The sequence below is a fragment of the Leifsonia sp. NPDC077715 genome (genome assembly GCF_040686855.1).
In the GTDB taxonomy this organism is placed as follows: domain Bacteria; phylum Actinomycetota; class Actinomycetes; order Actinomycetales; family Microbacteriaceae; genus Leifsonia.
This window is the reverse complement of sequence record NZ_JBFBOG010000001.1, coordinates 481,555-504,072: the sequence shown is the minus strand read 5'-3', so window position 1 is coordinate 504,072 and position 22,518 is coordinate 481,555. Positions and strand designations below refer to the sequence as shown.

Here is a 22,518-nt window from a genome sequence, read left to right as displayed (position 1 = left end):
GACGCGCCGGGATCAGCCCTGGTAGTTGGCGCCGATGACGACAGTGATGTCGGCCCCGGTGTCCGAGAACGCCGTGCTCTGCTGGATGGTCGCCCCCGGCAGCGACTGGGCGACGCCGAGCGCCGCCGCCTGGTTCTTCGGATCGCCGTAGTAGACGATGGTGCTCGCGAGGTCGGACTTGTCGGCGTTCGCCGTCGCGCCGACCTTCCATCCCGCGGCCGTGAGCTTGTCGCCCACCTGGCCCGCCAGACCCTCTCGGGTGGTGCCGTTGAGGACGTTCACGCTGAGCGACGGATCCACCGTCGGCACGATGGTCGGCGTCGGAGTGGGCGTCGGGGTCGCGGACGCCGACGTCCTGGACGGCGACGAGGTCGCGCCGTGGAAAGTGATGCTCCCGTTCACCAGCGACAGTCCGAAGATCCCGGCGCCGACGAGCACGAGGGTGGCCAGCACGGCCCAGCCGACCGCGATCCAGCCGCGGCCCTTCGGACGCGGTGCACGGTGGGCGCCGACACGGGTCAGGTCTTCCGGGATCTCGTCGAAGCGGTCGCGGGGGAACTTCTCTGCCATCGGGTGATGCGGTCCTTGAGGTCAGTCGGCGGACGGGAGTGTCCGCGCGTGTCGAGCGGCCAGCCTCGCCTCGCGGAGCCGCAGCAGCCTCTTGACGAGCATGGGGTCGTGGCGCAGAGCCGCCGGACGGTCGATCAGCGCACCGAGCAACTGATAATACCGAGCCGCCGAGAGACCGAACTCTTCGCGTATGGCCTGCTCCTTGGCTCCGGCGTGCCGCCACCACTGGCGTTCGAACGCGAGGATCGCGGCATCCCGATCGCTCAGCTGCTCCGCATCCGAGGGCTCGCGTTCGGCCGCAGGCCGTCCGTCGGCAGACCGGGTCACGCGCACCGCCTTCCCTCGTCACGGACGCCGGGTGGGACCGGCATCCCGGACGCCCCGCGTTCGTCGTCATCCTAGGGTGCCCGTCCTGTGTGTTCCCGTCATGTCGCGGCACGTCGCGGTTCTCTTCACGGCTCGGGAACAGACGTCCAGGCAGGCCGTTTACCCTTGTGAACGACGAAAGGAACGGCATGGTCCAGAACGACGGCACGGCACAGGAGGACTACGTGGTCGAGAAGACCGACGAGCAGTGGCGTGAGGAGCTGAGCCCCGAGCAGTACGCGGTGCTCCGCCAGGCCGGCACCGAGCGTCCGTGGACCGGCGAACTGCTCGACGAGAGCCGCGCCGGCCTCTACACCTGCGCCGCCTGCGGGGCGGAGCTGTTCCAGTCGGGCACCAAGTTCGACTCCGGATGCGGCTGGCCGAGCTTCTACGAGTCCGTTCGTCCCGAAGCGGTGCAGCTGCTCGAGGACGACAGCCTCGGCATGGTCCGCACCGAGGTGCGCTGCGCCGGCTGCGGCTCGCACCTGGGGCATGTCTTCCCCGACGGCTTCGGCACCCCGACCGGCGACCGCTACTGCATGAACTCGATCTCGCTGAACTTCACGCCGGAGGCCTGAGTGGGCGACCTCGCCGGGCGCGTGGCCGCGCGCCGGTCCTACTCGCGCGTCACCCCGGACGCCCCGACGCACGATGAGCTGCTGCCGCTCGTGGCCGCAGCGGGCCGCGTCGCCGATCACAGCGCCCTGCATCCCTGGCGGATCATCGAGCTGCGCGGCGAGGCGCGGAAGCGGCTGGGTGAGGCGTTCGTGAAGGACGCGCGCGCCTCGGGCCCGGAGGCCGAGAAGCTGGCGGCCAAGCCGCTCCGCTCCTCTCTCCTCCTCGCCATCGTGTCGGTGCGCACGAAGAGCGAGAAGGTGCCCGGCTGGGAGCAGGACGCGGTCGCCTCGGGCGTCGCACACATCCTGAGCCTGCTGCTGCACGACGCGGGCTGGGGCGTCATGTGGCGCACCGGGCACCACACCCGTTCGAAGGCGGTGCACCGGATGCACGGACTCGCCAAGAACGAGCGGCTGCTCGGGTGGCTGTACGTGGGCGGCATCCCCGCCGACAGCAAGGAGGGGCACCGCACCTCCCTCGACCCCGAACGGTTCCTCTCGACCCTCGACTGAGGCCGCTCCTTCCCTTCTGTTACGCGGGTGTTTCCGTTTCGAATCATTTCTGTACGGATTCGTTAAAACACTGGCGCTGCCCGGTATTGCACGCATTAGGATCGGGATTCAACGTGCGGCGTCGGATCGCGCGAGCGACACAGCAATGGGAGTAATGAATGGCGAACGGGACCGTGAAGTGGTTCAACGCTGAGAAGGGCTACGGCTTCATCACCGTGGACGGTGGGGGACAGGACGTTTTCGTCCATTACTCCGCGATCGACATGAACGGGTACAAGGTTCTCGAAGAGGGCCAGCAGGTCGTGTTCGAGGTCGGCTCCGGGCAAAAGGGCCCGCAGGCCGAGTCGGTGCGCCTGGCCTGAGCCTCTTCAGCTAGGAAAGTACGAACGCCGCCCCCGACGGGGGCGGCGTTTCGTCGTCTTGCACTCCACCGTCCCGAGTGCCAGAATCGGTTTAGCACTCCATCTGTCTGAGTGCTAATCACACGGAATCTTTCGCAGACGTCCGGGAGGGACGAGAAACACATGGCAAAGATCATTGCTTTCGACGAGGACGCCCGCCGCGGCCTCGAGCGCGGCCTGAACACCCTGGCCGACACGGTCAAGGTGACGCTGGGCCCGCGTGGTCGCAACGTCGTCCTCGAGAAGAAGTGGGGCGCCCCGACGATCACGAACGACGGCGTCTCCATCGCGAAGGAGATCGAGCTCGACGACCCGTACGAGAAGATCGGCGCGGAGCTCGTCAAGGAGGTCGCGAAGAAGACCGACGACGTCGCCGGTGACGGCACCACCACCGCTACCGTGCTCGCCCAGGCCCTGGTCAAGGAGGGCCTGCGCAACGTCGCGGCCGGCGCCGACCCCATCACGCTGAAGCGCGGCATCGAGAAGGCCGTCGCGGCGGTCACCGACGAGCTCATCGCCTCCGCCAAGGAGGTCGAGACCAAGGAGGAGATCGCGGCCACCGCGTCCATCTCCGCCGGCGACACCACCATCGGCGAGATCATCGCCGAGGCGATCGACAAGGTCGGCAAGGAGGGCGTCGTCACCGTCGAGGAGTCGAACACCTTCGGCACCGAGCTCGAGCTGACCGAGGGCATGCGCTTCGACAAGGGCTTCCTGTCGCAGTACTTCGTCACCGACCAGGACCGCCAGGAGGCGGTGTTCGAGGACCCGTACATCCTCATCGCCAACCAGAAGATCAGCAACATCAAGGACCTTCTGCCGATCGTCGACAAGGTGATCCAGGCCAACAAGCCGCTCCTCATCATCGCTGAGGACGTCGACGGCGAGGCGCTGGCGACCCTGATCGTCAACAAGATCCGCGGCATCTTCAAGTCCGTCGCCGTCAAGGCTCCGGGCTTCGGCGACCGCCGCAAGGCCATGCTGCAGGACATCGCGATCCTGACCGGCGGCCAGGTCATCTCCGAGGAGGTCGGCCTCAAGCTCGAGAACGTCACCCTCGACCTGCTCGGCCAGGCCCGCAAGGTCGTCATCACCAAGGACGAGACCACGATCGTCGAGGGCGCGGGCGACCCCGAGGCCATCGCCGGCCGCGTGCAGCAGATCCGCAACGAGATCGAGTCGACCGACTCGGACTACGACCGCGAGAAGCTGCAGGAGCGCCTGGCCAAGCTCGCGGGCGGCGTCGCCGTCATCAAGGCGGGCGCGGCCACCGAGGTCGAGCTCAAGGAGCGCAAGCACCGCATCGAGGACGCCGTCCGCAACGCGAAGGCCGCCGTCGAGGAGGGCATCGTCGCCGGTGGTGGCGTGGCCCTCATCCAGGCCGGCAAGACCGCGTTCGAGAAGCTGTCGCTCGAGGGCGATGAGGCGACCGGCGCGAACATCGTCAAGGTCGCGATCGAGGCTCCGCTGAAGCAGATCGCCATCAACGCGGGCCTCGAGGCCGGCGTCGTGGTCGAGAAGGTCCGCAACCTCCCGGTCGGCTCCGGCCTCAACGCCGCGACCGGCGAGTACGTCGACATGCTCGCCTCCGGCATCAACGACCCGGTGAAGGTCACCCGCTCGGCGCTGCAGAACGCCGCGTCGATCGCGGGCCTGTTCCTCACCACCGAGGCCGTCGTCGCCGACAAGCCCGAGAAGAACCCGGCTCCGGTCGGCGACCCGGGCGCGGGCATGGACTTCTAAGTCCCCGCACTACGCAAAGAGGGCGTCTCCCCATCGGGGAGGCGCCCTCTTCGCGTCTAACGAGCCTCGTCAGGCAGGTGCGACAACGACCAAGCCGAACCTTTCGGCGGCGCGTGCGAGCTCGTCGTCGTACGTGACCATTTCATCGGCTCCGATTCGCAAAGCCGTCGCCAGGTGCACGGCATCGTTGGAACGCAGTGGTGGATGCCCTCCGGCGGCGAGGAGATCGCCGCGGGTCAGGTCGACGAGCGTGATCCGTCGGAGGACCGTGGAGATCGTCTCGAGGTCCACGACGTCGGGGCGCCGCCCGGCCGCGCAATGCATTTCTGTGTGAAGCAACCACGACGACGCGAGCCGACGTTCGCCGTTCACCAGCTCGTACGCCAGAGCATCCGACTCTGCTTCTTGCAGGACCAGCTTCATCGCGGCGGAGGTGTCGAGGTATGCGACCGTCACCATCGTCCTCGAGCATCCTCGATGATCTCGGCCGAAGTGACATCCACGCGGTGTCGATCGACCGTGAGAAGGGCCGACAGGTCGGAGACGCCTTGGCGGGCGTGACCTTGCGCGATCAGTTCGTCGAGGATCGTCCCGGTGGGAGGGGAGATGACAGCGGCGATCTGACCATTGTTGGTGATCTGAATCGATTCCCCGGCGGCCACGCGGCGAAGGATCTCCGCGCTGTTGTTGCGCATTTCGCGATGGGTGATGGAGCTCATGCGGCAGAGTGTAGCACGACGTAGCACGCCACAAGCCGACCTCAGCGGCAGTTGGCGGCGGCCGTCTCGCGGTCGAAGACGTAGAACGTCACGTCGTTCAGCATCATCCGGTGCAGGTGCGCGGCGTGCTCCTGAAGGTACGCCGTCACCTCGGGCGCGATGGGGGAGCGAGGCGAGACCTTCGTGGCGACCGCGACGATGCACGACGCCTTCGGGTCGACCGTCCACCGGTCGTGGAGGAACTGCTCCGGCTCCCAGGGCGCGACGCCGCTGACGAGCACGTCGCCGTCGTCGATCCCTGCGGCCCGGAGCGTCTTGTCGGCGCGGCCGAACCCGGTCGGCCCGTCGTTCCACACCAGCGCCGACGTGCCGACCGCGGCGATCAGGGCGAGCGCGAGCACCACGCCGCTGACCGCGCGCAGCGACACGGTGAGGATGCGGGAGCCGTGCGCCTTCAGCAGCCAGGCGCAGCCGATCCCGGCCAGGATGCACAGCGCCCAGGACCAGGCGTAGTAGTAGGACGCCAGAGCGTTCTGGGCGATGAACAGGTAGAACACGACGAGCGGGGCCAGCGCGCAGAGGAGGTAGACGACCAGGAAGCGGTTCGCCCGGTCGAACAGCGCCGCGACGGAGCCGACCGCGAGCACGACGACCGTGACGACCCCGAAGCCCTTCCACGCGAAGTACAGGTTCGCCCACCAGGGCGGATGACCCGTGGCCATCGACCCGAGGTCGATCAGGTGCCCGTTCTGGTTGTGGACCACCTGGAAGTCGATCAGGTCGCGCATCCCGGTGACGAAACCGATCGGCCAGTAGACCAGCAGCACCGTCGCGAGCAGGACGACGGCCGCCACGGCCAGCGCGATCAGAACATCCTTCAGTCGCCGGCGCATCAGGATGAGGACCAGGAACGCGGGGATCATCACCGCGGTCGTCGGCTTGCTCGTGGCCGACAGCCCGAGGCTGAACGCGGCGATCCCGATCCAGATGACGGATCGGCCGCGATGCCACTGCCAGGCCGCCGCCATCGCAGCGATGGCGAAGAACACCATGACCGGGTCGAGGACGGCGAAGCGGTCCAGCCGGAACTCGAACGTGGTGTCGACGCCCCGCGGCAGCAGCAGCCAGAACGCGGTGGGGATCAGCGCCGGCATCCAGCCCAGCTCGGGCTTCAGCCAGAGGAAGATGATGACGCCGCCCAGCAGCGTCAGCGTCCCGACGAGCAGGCGCGGGGCGAGCGGCCCCTCGCCGAAGAGGAACTGGACCGCGCCGAACAGGTACTTCGCCGTCGGCGGCTGCTCGTGGTTGGCCCGGAGGTCGCCCTGGAGGTACCAGCGCCCGACGATGATGTACTCGGGCTCGTCGGCGTTGGGATTCGCCGCCAGAATGTTCCAGAGGCACTGGTACGCGCCCCAGACGAATACCACGACGAGCGCGGTCCAGCGGACGGTTCGGCGCTGCCAGAAGCCGCCCTGCGAGGCCTCCGGCGCGAGGGCCGTCGGCGCGGTGGTACCGGCCGCGCTCACCGCGACCCTCCTCGCGTCGTCGCCCGCGTCACCGACCGCGTGCGCGGGCGCAGGATCCGGCGAGGCAGTCCGGTGATGCCCCACAGGGTCACCCGCGCGATCGCCTCCGCGACGATCGCGCCGCTCATCTTCGACGTGCCGTAGGTCCGCTCCCGGAACGTGATGGGAACCTCCGCCACGTGCAAACCCGCGATGTAGGACCGTCGCAGCATGTCGATCTGGAAGCAGTAGCCGCGGCTGACGACATCCTCGTAGTGGATGCGGCGGAGCGCGTCGGCCCGGAAGGCGCGGTAGCCGCCCGTAACATCGCGCGCCGGCACCCCGAGCGCGACCCGGGCGTACAGGCTGCCGCCCTGCGAGAGGATGCGGCGCCGGAGGGGCCAGTCGATGGTGCCGCCGCCGGGCACCCAGCGCGAGCCGAGCACGACATCGGCGTCGTCGACCGCGGCGAGGAGCCGGTGGAGCTCTTCCGGGCGGTGCGAGCCGTCAGCGTCCATCTCGACGATGACGTCGTAGCCCCGGTCGAGGCCCCAGCTCATCCCGGCGCGGTAGGCGGCGCCGAGCCCGTCCTTGGTCGCGCGATGCAGCACGTGGATGGCCGGGTCGGCGGCCGCGAGGGCATCCGCCAGCTCGCCGGTGCCGTCGGGCGACGAGTCGTCGACCACGAGCAGGTCCGCCTCGGGGGCGGCGGTGCGGAGGCGCTGCGCCAGGGGTTCGAGGTTCTGCCGCTCATTGAATGTCGGCATCACGACGAGCGTGCGCATTGTCCTCCCCGCGTCCGTCGGTCACAGCGGCCGACGAATCCGGCGCCCGCAGTATTCTGTCATGCCGCTCGCCAGTCGCGACCTTGGAAGGCTGGCTCTTACGGGGTGACCGACTTCGGCGCGGCGGGGGATCCGGCCAGGGGCAGGGAGACACGGAAGGTCGCGCCGCCGCCCTCGGTGTCGACGACGTCGACCGTGCCGTTGTGCGCGGCGACGATCGACGACACGATCGCCAGGCCCAGGCCGCTGCCGCCGGTCTCGCGGGCGCGGGAGGTGTCTGCGCGCCAGAAGCGCTGGAAGATCTTGTCCCGGATCTGCGGCGGGATGCCCTCGCCGTGGTCGCGCACCTCGAGCGTCGCACGGTCGGCGCGGTGGTCGATGCGCACGGCGATCTCGATCGGGCTGCCGTCCGGGGTGTACCGCAGGGCGTTCCCCATGAGGTTGGTGACGACCTGACGGAGCTTGTTCTCCTCCGCCATGACGATCGCAGGCTCGGAGGCGGGCCGCGTCAGCACGACCTTCTCGGCCGTGGTGATCGGCAGCGTCTCGGTCGTGCCGCGCCGGGTCCGGCCGCGGCGCAGCCGCGCGAGCGCGGAACCGGCGAAGGCGATCGGCCCGGTCGTGTTCGACGCGCGGGCGCCGGCGTCGGCGAGGGACATGGGCACCGTGTCCACGCCGGGCTCCAGCTCCTCGTCCTCCTCGGGCGCGACCGGCTCGGGCGTGAGCACGGTGACGGTGCGACCGGGGGAGCCGGCCATCGCGTCCATCGCCGCGTCCTGCGCGATCTTGACCAGGTCGACGCGGTGCAGGTCGAGCGGCTTCGTCTCGTCGAGGCGGGCCAGCTCGAGCAGGTCCTCGACCAGCGCGCCCATCCGGATCGCCTCCTTCTCGATGCGGTCCATCGCCTGGGCGACGTCTTCCGGAGTCTGCAGCGCGCCCATCCGGTACAGCTCGGCGTACCCGCGAACCGACACCAGCGGGGTCCGAAGCTCATGGGAGGCGTCGCCGACGAACCGGCGCATCTGGTCGATGGTGCGCGCGCGGTCGCTGAAGGCGCGGTCGATGCGGTTCAGCATGGTGTTGAGGGAGCGGTTGAGGCGCCCGACCTCGGTGTTGGGCGTCGCGCCGCCGAGGCGCTGGCTGAAGTCGCCGTCCGCGATGGCCGCCGCTGTCTGCTCCACCTCGCGCAGGGGAGCGAACGTCGTGGTCACGAGCATGCGCGTGAGCCCGGCGCCGACGACGATCACGATCACGCCGAACCCGAGGAAGATCGCGAGGAAGCTCGCCATGACCGTGTCGATCTGGGAGGTCGTCGTCGCGACGATCGCCGTCGCGAGCTCGCCCGACCCGGCGAACGTCTGGGTCGTCGCCATCGCCCGGTAGGTCGTGCGCCCGTCGTGGCTGTGCAGGAAGAAGCCGCCGGGCATCGCCTTGGCCTCGGACAGCGTGAGGCTGTTCGGGATGTCCGGCCGGTGCGCGTACGGGATGTTCTTCCAGTTGGTCTTCAGCAGATCGCCGTCGGAGTTGTACAGCGCGGCGAAGTAGTCCGACGGACTGGCGTCGGTGGCGATCTGGTCGGAGTCGGCCGACTGGGAGTAGAGGTACGTGTTGATGTACGTGGCGCCCGAGGCTGCGGACAGCTGCGCGTCCAGCTGGTCGAGCAGGACCGGCTTGAGCATCGACATCGTGCCGATGCCGGTCACGAGCAGCCCGAGCGTCAGCATGAGCACGGTCACGCCCGTGATCTTCGTGCGCAGGGAGATCGCGTTCCAGCGGTCGAGCAGGCGTGAGTGCATCAGGCCGTCAGTCTATGCAGGGGATGCTGTACCGGGCATGTGCGCGATCTGTACGCCCGCCCAGCCCGGCAGAGCATCTCAGGCCTTGGCGGCCTTGAGCATGTAGCCGAATCCGCGCTTGGTCTGGATCAGCGGCTCGCTGGAGTGCGCATCCACCTTGCGGCGCAGGTACGAGATGTACGACTCGACGATGCCGGCGTCGCCGTTGAAGTCGTACTCCCAGACGTGGTCGAGGATCTGCGCCTTCGACAGCACGCGGTTCGGGTTGAGCATGAGGTAGCGCAGCAGCTTGAACTCGGTCGGGCTCAGCTCGATCGGGGTGTCGCCGACGAAGACCTCGTGCGTGTCCTGGTCCATGGTCAGCTCGCCGGCGCGGATGACCGCGTCCTCGTCCGCCTGCATCGTGCGACGCAGGATGGCCTTGATGCGGGCGACGATCTCGTCGAGGCTGAACGGCTTGGTGACGTAGTCGTCGCCGCCGACCGTGAGTCCGGTGATCTTGTCCTCGGTGTCGTCCTTGGCGGTGAGGAACAGGATCGGCGCGGTGTAGCCGGCCCCGCGCAGCCGCTTGGTGACGCCGAAGCCGTTCATGTCCGGCAGCATGACGTCGAGGATGATGAGGTCGGGCTCCTCTTCGAGGACCGCGGAGATCGCCTGGGCCCCGTTGCCGACCGCCCGCACGGCGAACCCGGCGAATCGGAGGCTGGTGGTGAGGAGATCGCGGATGTTCGGCTCGTCGTCGACGATGAGAATGCGGGGTCCTGCGTTCATGGCAAACAGTATCTGCGCGTCAGCTGATTCTTACCTGTGAGCCATCGGTGCGCGGTCGGTGCTCCGCTCTGGTTTTCGCCGTGCGAACAGTGGATGCTGAGAGCATGTCGAACCCCACCGTCGTCATCGCGGGCGCCGGCCTCGCCGGGGCCACCGTCGCCGAGGAGCTGCGGGAGCGCGGCTTCGGCGGCCGCATCCTCCTCCTCGGGCTCGAGGAGCACCATCCCTACATCCGGCCGCCCCTGTCCAAGGAGTTCCTGAAGGGCGACGCAGGAATCGAGGAGTCGGACGTGCATCCCGCCGCCTGGTACGCCGACAACAGGGTCGAGTTCGTGCCGAACGTCGAGGCCGGGTCGTTCGAGCCGGGTGCCCACGAGTTGTTCGTCTCCGACGGCGCGCGCATCACCTACGACAGCCTGGTGATCGCGACGGGCGCCAGCGCGCGTCCCCTCGGCGTCCCCGGGAGCGGTCACGGAGCGGTGTTCCCGCTGCGGACGCGCGAGGACTCGGCCTGGCTGCGGTCGGCGCTGGAGGTCGGCGGCCGGCGTGTGGTCGTCGTCGGTTCGGGCTGGATCGGGATGGAGGTGGCCGCCGCCGCGCGCGGGTACGGCAACGACGTTACGGTGATCGGCCGGTCCGCGGTGCCGCTGAGCGGCGCCGTCGGGCGGGAGCTCGGCGGCGTCTTCGAGCGGCTGCACCGGGACAACGGCGTCGCCTTCCGCAACGATGCCAAAGTGGTCGGCGTCGACGGCGGCGAGGAGCAGGTGGTGGTGCTCGCGAGCGGCGAGCGCATCCCGGCGGACGTCGTCGTCGCGGGCGTCGGCGCCGCGCCCAACATCCAGGTCGCCGAGCGCTCCGGCCTGCGGATCGCGGACGGTGTGCTCACCGACAAGGGGATGCGCACGAGCATCGAGGACGTCTACGCCGTCGGCGACGTCGCCGACCCGTTCCTCCCGGCGCTCGGCCGCCACTATCGCAGCGAGCACTGGGCGAACGCGATCACGACCGGGAAGGTCGCCGCGAACGCCATCCTCGGCGAGCGGGCGTCGTACGACGACATCCCGTACTTCTACTCCGACCAATACGATCTGGGCATGGAGTACTCCGGCTACGTGCCCCTCGCGAAGGACGCGCGCGTCGTCTACCGCGGCGATGTCGAGGCGCGCGAGTTCATCGCCTTCTGGCTCCGCGGGGACCGGGTCGTCGCGGGCATGAACGTCAACGTCTGGGACGTGCAGGACGACATCCAGCGCCTCATCCGCTCCGGCGAGCGCGTGGATGCGGACCGGCTCGCCGACCGGGATGTCGACCTTGCCGCGGTCTGAGCCGTACCTGCCGCCGCTGCGCATCCCGGTGCGCACGATCGGCGCCCGCACCTTCGACTTCTCGCGCCAGGTCGCCGTCATGGCGGTGGTCAACCGCACCCCGGACTCCTTCTTCGATCAGGGCCGCACGTACGCATTCGATCGCGCCGTCGACGCCTGCTTCGAGGCGGTCGCGCTCGGCGCCGACTGGGTCGACATCGGCGGGGCGCCCTTCGCGCCGGGGGAGCCCATCCCGGTCGAGGAGGAGGTGGAGCGGGTCGTGCCGGTGGTGGCCGCGCTGCGGGCCGGCTCCGACGTGGTCATCTCGGTGGACACGTTCCACTCCACCGTCGCCCGGCATGCGATCGAGGCGGGCGCGACGGTCATCAACGACACGACCGGGCTCAGCGACCCCGAGCTCCCGCGCGTGGTCGCCGACAGCGACGTCACGCTCGTCATCACCCACAGCCTCGCGCGGCCGCGGCGGCCGTTCCCGCGTCCGCAGTACGGCGACGTGGTCGCCGACGTGCGGGAGTTCCTGCTCGACCGGGTGGAGCGCGCGACGGATGTCGGCGTTCCCGAGGAGCGCATCATCCTCGACCCCGGCCACGACCTCAACAAGAACACCCTCCACTCGCTGGAGCTGACCCGGCGGCTCAGCGAGATCGCCGACCTGGGCTTCCCGACGCTCGCGGCCGTGTCGAACAAGGACTTCATCGGCGAGACGCTGGACGCGCCGCGCAGCGAGCGCTTGGAGGGGTCGCTCGCGGCCGCCGTGATCAGCGTCATGAACGGGGCGCGTATCGTGCGGATGCACGACGTGCGCGCCTCCGTCGCCGCCGTGCGCATGACGGAGGCGGTGCTCGGACTGCGCGAGCCCGCCTACCTCAAGCACAACATGGGAGATGTGAATGAGTGACCCCGCCCCGAGCGACGTCCCGGCCATCCACCGACTGTCGCCGCTGCCCTCGCAGACCGGCCTGACCGACGACGAGATCACGGCGCTGTACCTGGAGGGCGCCGGCGACCCGTGGCTACGGGTCAACTTCGTGTCGAGCGTGGACGGCGCGGCGACGCACCAGGGTCTGTCGGGCGCGCTGTCGAACGACGTGGACGGACGCGTGTTCGACATCCTGCGCCGCCTCTGCGACGTCGTGCTCGTGGGCGCGGGCACCGTGCGCGCCGAGGGCTACGGCGCGATGCGGGTGGATGTGGCGTCGCAGGGTGCGCGCAGCGGCGCCGGGATGACCCCGCATCCGGTCTTCGCCATCGTGTCCGCCGGTCTGGACCTCGACCCGCGCAGCCCGATCTTCCGAGAAGCGCCCGAGCGGCCGATCGTGCTCACGACGGAGCTGTCCCGGCCGGAGGCGCGCGACGCGCTGTCCGAGGTCGCCGATGTCGTCGTGTGCGGGCGGGAGCGGGTGCAGGCCGAGCGCGGACTCGCCGTGCTGCACGAGCGCGGCCTGACGCGCATCCACTGCGAGGGCGGCCCGCGCCTGTTCGCCGACCTGATCGCCGCGCGCGCGGTGGATGAGCTGTGCCTGACGATGAGCCCGCTGCTGGAGGCCGGCACCTCGTCCCGCATCGCGACCGGAGCCGCGCCCATCGTGCCGCTCGGGCTGAGGCTCGCGCACACCCTCCAGGGAGACGACACGCTGCTGCTGCGGTATGTCCGCGCCTGACGCCGACGCGCATCGTCGCGAGGTGAGACTGGCGATTCGTGCCGAATGTGCGTTATGTCGCCGCCATTGCGCACTTTCGGCACGAATGTCTGCGCGAATCGGGACGAGGGCGGGGCGGTATGTCGGCGCGTGAGGTGCGGCCGCACATCGACGCCGCGCTCGTGCGGCGGCTGGTCGACGCGCAGTTCCCCGAGTGGCGCGGGCTGCCCATCCGGCCCGTTGAGCACGACGGGTGGGACAACCGGACGTTCCGGCTGGGGGAGGAGCTGAGCGTCCGGCTGCCCAGCGCCGAGGGATACGTGGAGCAGGTGGCGAAGGAGCAGAGCTGGTTGCCGATGCTGCGGGACGTGGTGCCGGTGCCGATCCCATCGCCGGTAGCGGTCGGCGCGCCGGGGGAGACGTTCCCGTTCCCGTGGTCGGTCTACCGCTGGCTGCCCGGGACGCCGGTCGTGCTGCGCGGGGACGTCTCGCGGGATGCGGAGCTGGCGACGGCGATCGGGCGGTTCCTGGTCGCGCTGCGGGCGGCGCCGACCGACGGGGCGCCGGGGCCAGGGCCGCACAACTTCTTCCGCGGCGCGCCGCCGGAGGTGTACGAGGAGGAGGCGCTGGCGGCCTTCGCTCTGTTGGGGCCGGAGGCGTCGCGGGCGCGGTCGCTGTGGGCCGAGGCGACCTCGTCGCGGTGGGAGAGGGCGCCGGTGTGGTTCCACGGCGACGTCGCGCCCGGCAACCTGCTCGTCGACGGGTCGGGCGCGCTGTCGGCGGTGATCGACTTCGGGACGTCCGGGGTCGGCGATCCCGCCTGCGACCTCGTCCCCGCGTGGACCATGTTCGACGGCGCGGCCCGCGACGCCTTCGTCGCGACCGTCGACCTCGACGAGCCGACATGGGCGCGGGCGCGCGGCTGGGCGCTGTGGAAGGCCGCGATCACGGTCCGCGACCGCCCTGACGACGCGGAGTCGCGCGCGACGCTCGCGCGCATCCTGCGCTGACACCGCCGCCGATTCGCGCCGAATCGTCGTCATTCGTCACGAATAGCGACCATTCGTGCCGAATCAACGCGCCCGCTGAGCCCTACGCCGCCTGCAGCGCGTGCGCGTCCAGGATCGTGTACGAGTAGCCCTGCTCGGCGAGGAAGCGTTGCCGGTTCTGCGCGAAGTCCTGGTCGACCGTGTCGCGCGCGACCAGCGTGTAGAAGTTCGCCGACAGTCCCGACTCCTTCGGCCGGAGCAGGCGTCCGAGGCGCTGTGCCTCCTCCTGTCGGCTGCCGTACGACCCGGACACCTGGATGGCGACCGTCGCCTCGGGCAGGTCGACCGAGAAGTTCGCGACCTTGCTCACCACGAGCACCTTCGTGCGGCCGTCGCGGAACTCCTGGAACAGCCGCTCGCGCTCGTCCACCGGGGTCGCGCCGGTCAGCTGCGGGGCGTCCAGGGCCTGGGCGAGCTCGTCGATCTGGTCGAGGTACTGGCCGATGATCAGGATGCGCTCGCCCTCGTGCCGCGCGACCAGCTGGCGCACGATGTCCAGCTTCGCCGGCGCCGTGGCCGCGAGGCGGTAGCGCTCGTCGTCGGGAGCCGCGGCGTAGCTGAGCCGGTCGGAGGCGGGCAGGTCGACGCGGACCTCGTAGCAGGCGGCGGGGGAGATGAAGCCCTGGGCCTCGATCTCCTTCCACGGCGCGTCGAAACGCTTCGGTCCGATCAGGCTGAACACGTCGCCCTCGCGGCCGTCCTCGCGCACCAGGGTCGCCGTCAGCCCGAGCCGTCGGCGTGCCTGCAGCTCGGCGGTCAGCTTGAAGACGGGCGCGGGCAGCAGGTGGACCTCGTCGTAGACCACGAGCCCCCAGTCGAGCGCGTCGAGCAGCGCCAGGTGCGCGTACTCGCCCTTCCGCTTCGCCGTGAGGATCTGGTAGGTCGCGATCGTGACCGGCTTGACCTCCTTGACCTGGCCGGAGTACTCGCCGATCTCCTCCGCCGTCAGCGTCGTCCGCTTGAGCAGTTCGTCCCGCCACTGCCGCGCCGACACCGTGTTGGTGACCAGGATGAGCGTGGTCGTCTTCGCCGTCGCCATCGCACCCGCACCGACGAGCGTCTTTCCCGCGCCACACGGAAGCACGACGACGCCGGAGCCGCCGTCGAAGAAGTTGCCGACCGCCTTGCGCTGGTAGTCGCGCAGCGCCCAGCCGTCCTCCTTCAGCCCGATCTCGTGCGGGGTTCCGGGCGTGTAGCCAGCGAGGTCTTCGGCCGGCCAGCCGAGCTTGACCAGCTCCTGCTTGAGCTGCCCGCGCGCCCACGCCTCGACGACGAACGTCTCGTCGTCGCGGCGCTCCAGCAGAAGGGGCGAGATGCGCTTCGCGCTCGCGACCTCGGTCAGCACCGCAAGGTCGGCCGAGCGCAGCAGCAGCGTCCCCTCGTCGTCGCGCTCGATGACCAGGCGGCCGTAGCGCGCGACGGTCTCAGACACATCCACCGACACCGTCTGCGGGATGGGGAACTTCGAGTAGCGCTCCAGCGTCCCGAGCATGTCCTCGGCGGTGTGCCCGGCGGCGCGGGCGTTCCACAGGCCGAGCCGCGTGATGCGGTACGTGTGGATGTGCTCCGGCGCTCGCTCCAGCTCGGCGAAGACCGCGAGGTCGTGCCGCGCGTCCTCCGCCTCTGCGTGCGCCACTTCGAGCAGCACGGTGCGGTCGCTCTGAACGATCAGGGGCCCATCCGACATAACTGCCAACCCTACGCCCTGCGGGTGTGCATCCTCCTCGAAGTGCAGGTAGATGCGCTCGACACGCCGCTGCACCGCGCAACCACCTGCACCTCACCTCCCCGGTGCCGCGGAGCGTGAAGTGCCGTGGATGCTCTCGGCGGCGCCCCGGACCGCGGCAGGAAGCACTTCAGCAGGGCGAAGGAGCGTGAAGTGCAGCTAGTTGCGGTCGACACGCCACCTGACTGCGCAACTACCTGCACTTCGGCGGGATGGGGAGGTCCGGGCGGGCGGCGCGAGCGCGCCTCAGGACTCGGGCGCGGGCCGCACGCCGCGCACGCTCGACAGCGGAAGGGTGCGCTCGATGTCCGCCGCCCGGTCGCGCCCACGCAGGCGGCCGCCGCCGACGCCCGTCGGCTCGAGCAGGTAGTCCACAACCCGGCCGTCGGGCATCGCCACCTCGATCACGATCGGCTGCCGCGCCCGCACGGCGAGGTCGAGCTGCCGGGCCAGCCAGCGCTCGCCCGTGTCGTCACCCGCATCCGCCTCGGCCTGCCGCAGCCGCGCGACCAGCTCGGCGTCGCGATCGTGCTCCGACGCCGCGGAGGGATGCGCGATGCGCTGGCGCCGGAGGGTCACCTCATTGCCCTCCGCGTCCTCCGCCACCACCGGATACCGCGCGTCGCTGAGCGCCCAGAACACCACGTCGCGCGGGAACCGGCTGACCAGCTCCCCGTCCGCGCCCGGTGCCAGCCGCAGCGAGCCGAGCGCCTGATCCACCTGGATGGTCCGCAGCAGCGTCCGGTCCTCCGACCGCACCGCAGAGCGCACGCCCTCCGCGCCCGCCACCTCGTGGACGCGCACGCGGCCGTGCCGTTCCGCCGCATCCTGGATGAGATAGTCGACCGGCTGCGGCAGCCCCGTCAGCGAGATGGCGGCCAGGAATTCGCGGATGCCGTCGGCCGTCTCGCCCGCCGTGAGCGCGCGGTCGACCGACGCCGCCGAGATGCGGAACGTGGACGCCAGCGCGCGCGACTCCACCTCGGCCATCCCGCGCAGCCGGGACTCGATCTCGGGTGCGAGCGGCCCGGGCGACACGATGGTGAGGTCGTGCTGCAGGTAGACGCGGTCGACCTCGGCCGGGTACTGCGCCGCCATCGCCGTGGTCGCCGCGTCCGTGCCCTCCTCGACGAGGGCGGTCCCCGCCGAGCTCGGCGCCTGGTGGGCGGTGACGCCCAGCCATTCGGCGAGCCGGGTATGCGCGTCCACACGCTCCTGCGCCTCCTCGACCGCGGCGGGATACAGCCACGCGACGTGCTCGCGCAGGCTGTCGCCCCAGGCAGCACGGCTGCGCAGAGTGAGCAGCGCACGCAGATCGGCGGGCAGAGCGTCGAGCCAGGCCGCCGCGAGCGCGCGCCAGCGTGCGGGAGTCGGGGAATGACTCCACGCGGACGCGGTCTCGGTCGGCAGCCACATCCCGTCGTCCACGGCGACGAGCCCGGCGCGCTCGGCGGCGGACACGGCGACGGGGACGACGTCGGCCTCCACCGACAGGGCCTCGGCCAGGCGCTTCACGGCGGGGAGCGCCAGGCCGCCCTTCTGCAGGCGGCGCGCACCTTCGCGTCCCAGCTCCGCCAGCAGCTCGGAGACGGCGGTGACGGACTCGAACGCGCGCTCGGCGGCGAGCCGGTCGGTGAAGGGGCGCTCGGTGTCCGGCACCGGCGCGAGCGCGGGCGGCGGGGGAGTGCCGAGCAGGTCGCCCGGCGACGGCAGCCCCTGCGATGGCCACGCGTCGAGCTGCGCGGTCACCGCATCGTAGACGCCGTACGCCGAATCCTCCGCCGGCTGCACCAGGAGCGCGTCGGCCAGGTCCCGAAGAGCGGCGTGCACGTCCTCGGGGTCCGTCTGAGCGGTCGCGGGCTCGGCGGCGAGCAGTGCGGCGGTCTCGGCAGCGGTCAGCGGTGTGGCGGCGCGGCCCAGCACGAGCAGCGCCCCGAGGTGGATGCGGTCCAGCGGCGCGAGGGCGCGCTGCAGCGAGTCGGCGTCGAGGAGCGCGTCGGCGAGGTCGAAGAAGTCGGCGATCCCCGTGCGGCGGTACGAGCGGCGGCGCAGCGTCTCCGTGAGGACGGCGTCGTCCATCCCTCGCAGCCGGGCTGCGAGAGCGAGCGTGGTGGTCATCCGCCGAACCGCCGGGCGTTCCGCCTAGCGCCGGCCCTTCGGATCGACGGCGTTCGCCCGGTTCAGAGCGCGGTTGCGGCGGGCGCTCACGATGAGCAGGACGATGATGAGCACGAACGCGATCGGCAGGGCCACGAGCGGGAAGAAGAAGACCGTCGGCCACAGGCCCTGACCCGATCCCTGCTGCGCGAATTGGCCTGACGCGGTCCCGATCAGGATGGCCGCGATGCAGACCAGGGAGACGATGACAAACGCGGCGATGATGTACGCGAGGATGCGCTGGAGCCGCGATGCCGGCGGCGGGGTCTGCTGGGTCACGAAATCAAGGATAATTGAGGCTGGTCATTCGATCCCCCAAGGAGTGAGGTTCCCATGCCAACCGGCAAGGTCAAGTTCTACGACGAGGAGAAGGGCTTCGGCTTCATCAGCTCCGATGACGGCCAGGAGGTCTTCCTTCACGCCTCGGCGCTGCCCGCCGGCGCCGTCGTCAAGGCCGGAACCCGCCTCGAGTTCGGCATCGCCGACGGCAAGCGGGGTGCGCAGGCGCTGTCCGTGCGCGTTCTGGAGGCTCCGGTGAGCCTCGCGAAGATGAAGCGCAAGTCGGCCGACGACATGGCGATCATCGTCGAAGACCTGGTGAAGCTGCTCGACGGCATCGGCGCCAACCTGCGCCGCGGCAAGTACCCGGACAAGGCGCACGGCGCGAAGATCGCGGCCGTGCTGCGCAAGGTCGCGGACGATCTGGATGCCTGAGCAGGGCGACCAGCCGGAGAGCGTCGACCAGGCGGTCGAGCCGGACGCTGCCGACGTCGCCGTCGAGTCGGAGGCGGCCGAGGCCGATGCTTCCGACGCCTCCGTCGAGTCGGAGGCGGTAGCTGCCGCCATCGAGGTCGTTCCCGAGCCTGAGGCCGAGTCCCAGCCCGAGCCCGAGCTCGTCGCGGATGAGGACCTGCTCGCCGCCGTCCCGCTCGCGCTCAGCGCGCTGAAGGAGATCACCCCCGAGGCGACCATCGGCGCGCCGCTCGGTCACGTCGTCGAGGGCCCCGGCGTCCTGTCGCTGCTCTTCCAGACGCGTCTCGCCGGCTACCCCGGCTGGCACTGGACCGTCACCGTCGGCCGCGCCGACGACTCCGACGAGCCGACCGTGCTCGAGGCCGAGCTCATGCCCGGCGACGGCGCGCTGCTCGCGCCCGACTGGGTGCCGTGGTCCGAGCGTCTTGCCGAGTACCAGGCTGCCCAGGAGGCGCTTGCGGCGCAGGAGGGCGAGCCGGGCGACGACGAGGAGGACGACGAGTCCGACGTCGACGAGTCCGACGAGGATGACGACGACGAGGATGAGGACGACGACGCCTTCGACGAGTCGGAGGACGACACCGACGTGCACGACCTCCACGCCGACGACGACCTCGACGGCGTGGACATCGACAGCGTCGACGTCGACTTCGACGAGGTGACCGACGTCGACCCCGACCTCGACCTGGAGGCCGAGGAGGCCGCCGCCCTCGCCGATCCGGACGACGAGTCCGACGAGGACGAGGACGCCGACGAAGAAGAGGACGCCGACTCAGCGTCGACGCGCGAGGGTGAGGTAGCCCATCCCGAGCAGGCCGAGGACGAGTCCGACGACGACGGTCCAGAGCCAGGTGCCGCCGGGGACGCCGACGATGAGCAGGACGACGAGGGCGACCACCCACAGGCCTAGCCCGACCAGCACGGCCCGCCGGTCGTCCGTCTTCGCGGGGACCGGGTCGGGCCGACGCTCGTCGTCGCGCAGCCAGAGGCGCATGGCTCGGCTCAGCCCAGCCGCTCGACCACGTACTCGATGCAGCCGATCAGCGCGCGGACGTCCGACGGCTCGATGGCCGTGAACGTCGCGACCCGCAGCTGGTTGCGTCCGAGCTTGCGGTACGGCTCGGTGTCGACCACGCCGTTTGCGCGCAGCGTCTTGGCGACCGCCGCCGCGTCGATGGCGTCGTCGAAGTCGATCGTGACGACGACCTGGGAGCGGTGGTCCGGGTTCGCCACGAACGGCGTCGCGTAGTCCACGGACTCGGCCCACTCGTACAGCGCGCCCGACGACTCGCGGGTCCGCGCGTCGGCCCAGGCGAGACCGCCGTTGCCGTTCATCCACTCGACCTGGTTCTCGAGCAGCACGAGCGTCGCGATCGCCGGCGTGTTAAGCGTCTGGTTGAGGCGCGAGTTGTCGACGGCGTTCTTCAGGCTCAGGAACTCCGGGATGTAGCGGTCGCTCGCCGCGATCCGCTCGACGCGCTCCAGCGCGGCGGGGGAGAAGAGGGCCAGCCACAGTCCGCCGTCGGAGGCGAAGTTCTTCTGCGGGGCGAAGTAGTAGACGTCCGCCTCGCTCGCATCCACATCCACCCCACCGGCCGCGCTCGTCGCGTCGATCACCGTCAGCGCGCCCGCGTCGCCGTGCACGCGTCGCACCGGCGCCATCACACCGGTCGACGTCTCGTTGTGCGGCCAGGCGTACACATCCACGCCCTCTACGGCCTCGACCTCGCTTCGCGAGCCGCCCGGCGCCTCGAGCACGTGCGGGGCTTCCAGCCACGGCGTCTTCGCCGCCTTGGCGAACTTGCCGCCGAACTCGCCGAACACCAGGTTCTCGCTGCGCTTCTCGATCAGGCCGAAGGCGGCCGCATCCCAGAACGCCGTCGAGCCGCCGTTGCCGATCACGACCTCGTAGCCCTCCGGCAGGCGGAACAGCTCGCCGAGGCCTTCGCGCACGCGGCCGACCAGGTTCTTCACCGGCGCCTGGCGGTGGGACGTGCCGAGCAGCGCAGCGCCGGGACCGGCGAGGTACGCGACCTGCTCCGGGCGGACCTTGGAGGGTCCGCATCCGAATCGACCGTCGGCGGGCAGCAGCTCAGAGGGGATCGTGACGTCCGGCATAAAGGAAGTGTATTGGCTGTTGAACACCCAGGACGGCGCGCGGGGTGGCCCTGCGGCCGCCTGTGCGTGCCTGTCATCCGTAGCAAGTAGGCTGATATCCGGTGTTCGCACGCCGTCACGTGGAGGGGCTCATGACCGATCTGATCGATACGACCGAGATGTACCTCCGCACGATCCTGGAGCTGGAGGAGGACAACATCGTCCCCCTGCGTGCGCGCATCTCCGAGCGTCTCGGCCACTCCGGTCCCACCGTCTCCCAGACCGTCGGCCGGATGGAGCGCGACGGACTCGTCGTCGTCTCCGGCGACCGCCACCTCGAGCTCACCGACGAGGGCCGCCGCAAGGCCGTGCACGTCATGCGCAAGCACCGCCTGGCCGAGCGCCTGCTCAGCGACGTCATCGAGCTGGAGTGGGAGTACGTCCACGAAGAGGCCTGCCGGTGGGAGCACGTGATGAGCGAGCAGGTCGAGCGCAAGCTGCTGACCATGCTGGGCCACCCGACGGAGTCGCCGTACGGCAACCCCATCCCGGGTCTTGGGGAGCTCGGAGCGCCCGACACCTCCGCATCCACTGAGAGTCTGATCAACCTCGTGGACGTCGTCCGCGGCAACGATGCGGCCGTCACGGCGAAGATCCGCCGCCTCGGCGAGCCGGCCCAGGTCGACCCCGAGCTGCTGCTCCAGCTCAAGCAGGCCGGCGTTTTTCCCGGTTCGACCGGCACTTTCTCTCCGGCCGGATCGTACGTCGCGGTCCAGATCGACGGCTTCGAGCCCGGCCTGGAGCTGCCGAACGAGCTCGCGGCGCACATCTTCGTCGACGCCTGACTCCGTTACCGATTCGTTAAAAAAGTCCGCCAAAAGTGTGACAAACGCGAGGCGGTCCCGTAGTCTCTTACGAGTCCGAACGGGCCAGAAGCCGGCCCATCAGGACCCCGGGTCGTGACGCTCCACCCCCCTTTGAACCCGTCTCACGATCCGTGAAGCCGAAGCCACCCAGCTTGGGACGGGGGCAGCAACCCTAGTGCTGCCGGAGCGCTGGAGGTCACACCTTGGCAGTTTCGAGCACGCCCGGTCCCGACCAGGACCGCACGAACCCGGACCAGAGCCCCACTTCCCCCGCCAGCCGTCGCGCCCTGCGCACGAGCGCGTCCGCATCCACCCCGGCGACGTCGCCGGCCCGCGGTGCGGTCGCGACGCGCACCGGATCGACGCCCGCGCAGCAGCCGAAGAAGAAGCGAAAGGGCGGCTGGATCCTGAACGCGGCGGTCATCACCGTCGCCGCCGGTCTGGTCGGCACGATGGCGCTCCCCGCCTTCGCGTTCAACCCGAACGGCGCCGACAGTGCGGGCTTCGGCCCCAGCGCCGCCGACTCCATGAAGAAGGCGCAGTCGCAGACCGTCGAGGTCGGCGGGGTCGCCTCGGCCGCCGTCAACCGCGACGCCGCCTCCGCCACCACGCAGGAGCAGCTGGACGCGCAGAAGGCCGCCCAGGCCGCCGCCGCAGCCGCCGAGGCCGCTCGTCGCCAGGCCGCCGTCCAGCTCGCGACCTACGCCAGCAGCTCGGCCACCGGCCCCTCGGTCTCCGACTTCCTGGCCAACCCGCCGTACCCGAACTTCAGCCTCTCGCAGGTGTTCTCGGTCGCACAGCAGTACATCGGCACCCCGTACGTCTACGGCGGCGCGAGCCCCGCGGGCTTCGACTGCTCCGGCTACGTCATGTACGTGTACGCCCAGTTCGGCATCAACCTGCCGCATTCGGTGTCGGGTCAGGCCGCCATGGGCAAGCGCATCTCGATCGCGGACGCCCAGCCCGGCGACCTGGTGATCATGCCCGGCCACGACGGCTTCTACGCCGGCAACGGCAACATCATGGACGCGCCCGACACGGGCCGTTCGATCTCCATCCGCCCGATCTGGACGAGCAACTACTACATCGTCCGTCTCGGTATCTGAGTGGCATCCATTC

At 70.2% G+C, this 22,518-nt stretch carries 24 protein-coding genes and 1 pseudogene; 12 read left to right on the top strand and 13 right to left on the bottom strand.

The window, feature by feature from the left end; genetic code table 11:
• Positions 1 to 12 precede the first annotated feature (12 nt).
• On the bottom strand, positions 13 to 570 hold the full coding sequence (locus AB0P25_RS02430) for a LytR C-terminal domain-containing protein (RefSeq protein ID WP_363805193.1): 558 nt from the start codon (positions 568 to 570) through the stop codon (positions 13 to 15).
• Between the two features lie 21 nt (positions 571 to 591).
• A complete protein-coding gene (locus tag AB0P25_RS02425) occupies positions 592 to 897 on the bottom strand; it encodes a DUF3263 domain-containing protein (RefSeq protein ID WP_363805192.1) in 306 nt (101 codons plus the stop codon).
• Between the two features lie 188 nt (positions 898 to 1,085).
• Between AB0P25_RS02425 and msrB the strand changes: the two genes are divergently transcribed.
• From msrB to groL, 4 genes are all read left to right on the top strand, one after another.
• A complete protein-coding gene (gene msrB, locus AB0P25_RS02420; RefSeq protein ID WP_363805191.1) occupies positions 1,086 to 1,514 on the top strand; it encodes a peptide-methionine (R)-S-oxide reductase MsrB in 429 nt (142 codons plus the stop codon).
• Positions 1,515 to 2,066 (top strand): nitroreductase family protein, encoded by a 552-nt coding sequence (locus AB0P25_RS02415; RefSeq protein WP_363805189.1) that lies wholly within the window; start codon positions 1,515 to 1,517, stop codon positions 2,064 to 2,066. It begins immediately after the preceding gene.
• 158 nt (positions 2,067 to 2,224) lie between these two features.
• Entirely contained in the window at positions 2,225 to 2,428 is a 204-nt protein-coding gene (locus AB0P25_RS02410) for a cold-shock protein (RefSeq protein ID WP_064109624.1), read from the top strand.
• A gap of 162 nt (positions 2,429 to 2,590) precedes the next feature.
• A complete protein-coding gene (groL, locus tag AB0P25_RS02405) occupies positions 2,591 to 4,210 on the top strand; it encodes a chaperonin GroEL (RefSeq protein WP_363805188.1) in 1,620 nt (539 codons plus the stop codon).
• 69 nt (positions 4,211 to 4,279) lie between these two features.
• On the opposite strand, the gene AB0P25_RS02400 is transcribed toward groL, so the two are convergent.
• The 6 genes from AB0P25_RS02400 to AB0P25_RS02375 all read right to left on the bottom strand — a co-directional run bounded on the left by AB0P25_RS02400 (position 4,280) and on the right by AB0P25_RS02375 (position 9,786).
• Positions 4,280 to 4,669: a type II toxin-antitoxin system VapC family toxin gene (locus AB0P25_RS02400; protein ID WP_363805187.1), complete on the bottom strand. Its 390-nt coding sequence runs from the start codon at positions 4,667 to 4,669 to the stop codon at positions 4,280 to 4,282.
• Positions 4,663 to 4,929 carry a type II toxin-antitoxin system prevent-host-death family antitoxin gene (locus AB0P25_RS02395; protein ID WP_363805186.1) on the bottom strand — a complete coding sequence of 89 codons (267 nt, stop codon included), beginning with the start codon at positions 4,927 to 4,929 and terminating at the stop codon, positions 4,663 to 4,665. Before AB0P25_RS02395 ends, AB0P25_RS02400 begins: the two co-directional genes overlap by 7 nt.
• Positions 4,930 to 4,970: 41 nt before the next feature.
• Entirely contained in the window at positions 4,971 to 6,455 is a 1,485-nt protein-coding gene (locus tag AB0P25_RS02390; protein WP_363805185.1) for a glycosyltransferase family 39 protein, read from the bottom strand.
• A complete protein-coding gene (locus AB0P25_RS02385; RefSeq protein WP_363805184.1) occupies positions 6,452 to 7,201 on the bottom strand; it encodes a polyprenol monophosphomannose synthase in 750 nt (249 codons plus the stop codon). The genes AB0P25_RS02390 and AB0P25_RS02385 overlap by 4 nt, the downstream gene beginning before the upstream one ends.
• A 116-nt stretch (positions 7,202 to 7,317) precedes the next feature.
• Positions 7,318 to 9,015, bottom strand: a complete 1,698-nt coding sequence (locus AB0P25_RS02380) for a HAMP domain-containing sensor histidine kinase (protein ID WP_363805183.1) — start codon at positions 9,013 to 9,015, stop codon at positions 7,318 to 7,320.
• A 78-nt stretch (positions 9,016 to 9,093) separates the two neighbouring features.
• The gene (locus AB0P25_RS02375; RefSeq protein WP_018191755.1) at positions 9,094 to 9,786 is read right to left on the bottom strand and encodes a response regulator transcription factor; all 693 of its coding nucleotides are present in this window, start codon (positions 9,784 to 9,786) and stop codon (positions 9,094 to 9,096) included.
• Between the two features lie 104 nt (positions 9,787 to 9,890).
• On the opposite strand from AB0P25_RS02375, the gene AB0P25_RS02370 reads away from it, so the two are divergent.
• The 4 genes from AB0P25_RS02370 (at position 9,891) to AB0P25_RS02355 (ending at position 13,761) form a co-directional block, all read left to right on the top strand.
• The gene (locus AB0P25_RS02370) at positions 9,891 to 11,111 is read left to right on the top strand and encodes an FAD-dependent oxidoreductase (RefSeq protein ID WP_363805182.1); all 1,221 of its coding nucleotides are present in this window, start codon (positions 9,891 to 9,893) and stop codon (positions 11,109 to 11,111) included.
• Entirely contained in the window at positions 11,065 to 12,009 is a 945-nt protein-coding gene (folP, locus tag AB0P25_RS02365; RefSeq protein ID WP_363805181.1) for a dihydropteroate synthase, read from the top strand. The genes AB0P25_RS02370 and folP overlap by 47 nt, the downstream gene beginning before the upstream one ends.
• Positions 12,002 to 12,772: a pyrimidine reductase family protein gene (locus tag AB0P25_RS02360; RefSeq protein ID WP_363805180.1), complete on the top strand. Its 771-nt coding sequence runs from the start codon at positions 12,002 to 12,004 to the stop codon at positions 12,770 to 12,772. Before folP ends, AB0P25_RS02360 begins: the two co-directional genes overlap by 8 nt.
• A gap of 119 nt (positions 12,773 to 12,891) precedes the next feature.
• Entirely contained in the window at positions 12,892 to 13,761 is an 870-nt protein-coding gene (locus tag AB0P25_RS02355; protein WP_363805178.1) for an aminoglycoside phosphotransferase family protein, read from the top strand.
• 82 nt (positions 13,762 to 13,843) lie between these two features.
• On the opposite strand, the gene AB0P25_RS02350 is transcribed toward AB0P25_RS02355, so the two are convergent.
• The 3 genes from AB0P25_RS02350 to AB0P25_RS02340 form a co-directional block, all read right to left on the bottom strand.
• Positions 13,844 to 15,487, bottom strand: a complete 1,644-nt coding sequence (locus AB0P25_RS02350) for a DNA repair helicase XPB (protein WP_363805177.1) — start codon at positions 15,485 to 15,487, stop codon at positions 13,844 to 13,846.
• A 285-nt stretch (positions 15,488 to 15,772) separates the two neighbouring features.
• Positions 15,773 to 17,644 (bottom strand): helicase-associated domain-containing protein, encoded by a 1,872-nt coding sequence (locus AB0P25_RS02345; RefSeq protein ID WP_363805176.1) that lies wholly within the window; start codon positions 17,642 to 17,644, stop codon positions 15,773 to 15,775.
• Between the two features lie 24 nt (positions 17,645 to 17,668).
• Entirely contained in the window at positions 17,669 to 17,962 is a 294-nt protein-coding gene (locus AB0P25_RS02340) for a hypothetical protein (protein WP_363805175.1), read from the bottom strand.
• Between the two features lie 54 nt (positions 17,963 to 18,016).
• On the opposite strand from AB0P25_RS02340, the gene AB0P25_RS02335 reads away from it, so the two are divergent.
• A complete protein-coding gene (locus AB0P25_RS02335) occupies positions 18,017 to 18,397 on the top strand; it encodes a cold shock domain-containing protein (RefSeq protein ID WP_363805173.1) in 381 nt (126 codons plus the stop codon).
• A complete protein-coding gene (locus AB0P25_RS02330; protein WP_363805171.1) occupies positions 18,390 to 19,346 on the top strand; it encodes a DUF3027 domain-containing protein in 957 nt (318 codons plus the stop codon). Before AB0P25_RS02335 ends, AB0P25_RS02330 begins: the two co-directional genes overlap by 8 nt.
• Here AB0P25_RS02330 and AB0P25_RS02325 read toward each other — a convergent pair.
• Positions 19,275 to 19,430, bottom strand: a pseudogene (locus tag AB0P25_RS02325) (DUF2530 domain-containing protein); the annotation flags it as partial. The gene AB0P25_RS02330 and the pseudogene AB0P25_RS02325 sit on opposite strands and share 72 nt — an antisense overlap.
• Positions 19,431 to 19,438: 8 nt before the next feature.
• Positions 19,439 to 20,554 (bottom strand): phosphoserine transaminase, encoded by a 1,116-nt coding sequence (gene serC / locus AB0P25_RS02320; RefSeq protein ID WP_363805170.1) that lies wholly within the window; start codon positions 20,552 to 20,554, stop codon positions 19,439 to 19,441.
• 131 nt (positions 20,555 to 20,685) lie between these two features.
• Between serC and AB0P25_RS02315 the strand changes: the two genes are divergently transcribed.
• Both AB0P25_RS02315 and AB0P25_RS02310 read left to right on the top strand, forming a co-directional pair.
• A complete protein-coding gene (locus AB0P25_RS02315; protein ID WP_363805169.1) occupies positions 20,686 to 21,378 on the top strand; it encodes a metal-dependent transcriptional regulator in 693 nt (230 codons plus the stop codon).
• A gap of 224 nt (positions 21,379 to 21,602) precedes the next feature.
• Positions 21,603 to 22,505, top strand: a complete 903-nt coding sequence (locus AB0P25_RS02310; protein WP_363805168.1) for a C40 family peptidase — start codon at positions 21,603 to 21,605, stop codon at positions 22,503 to 22,505.
• Positions 22,506 to 22,518: the final 13 nt, after the last annotated feature.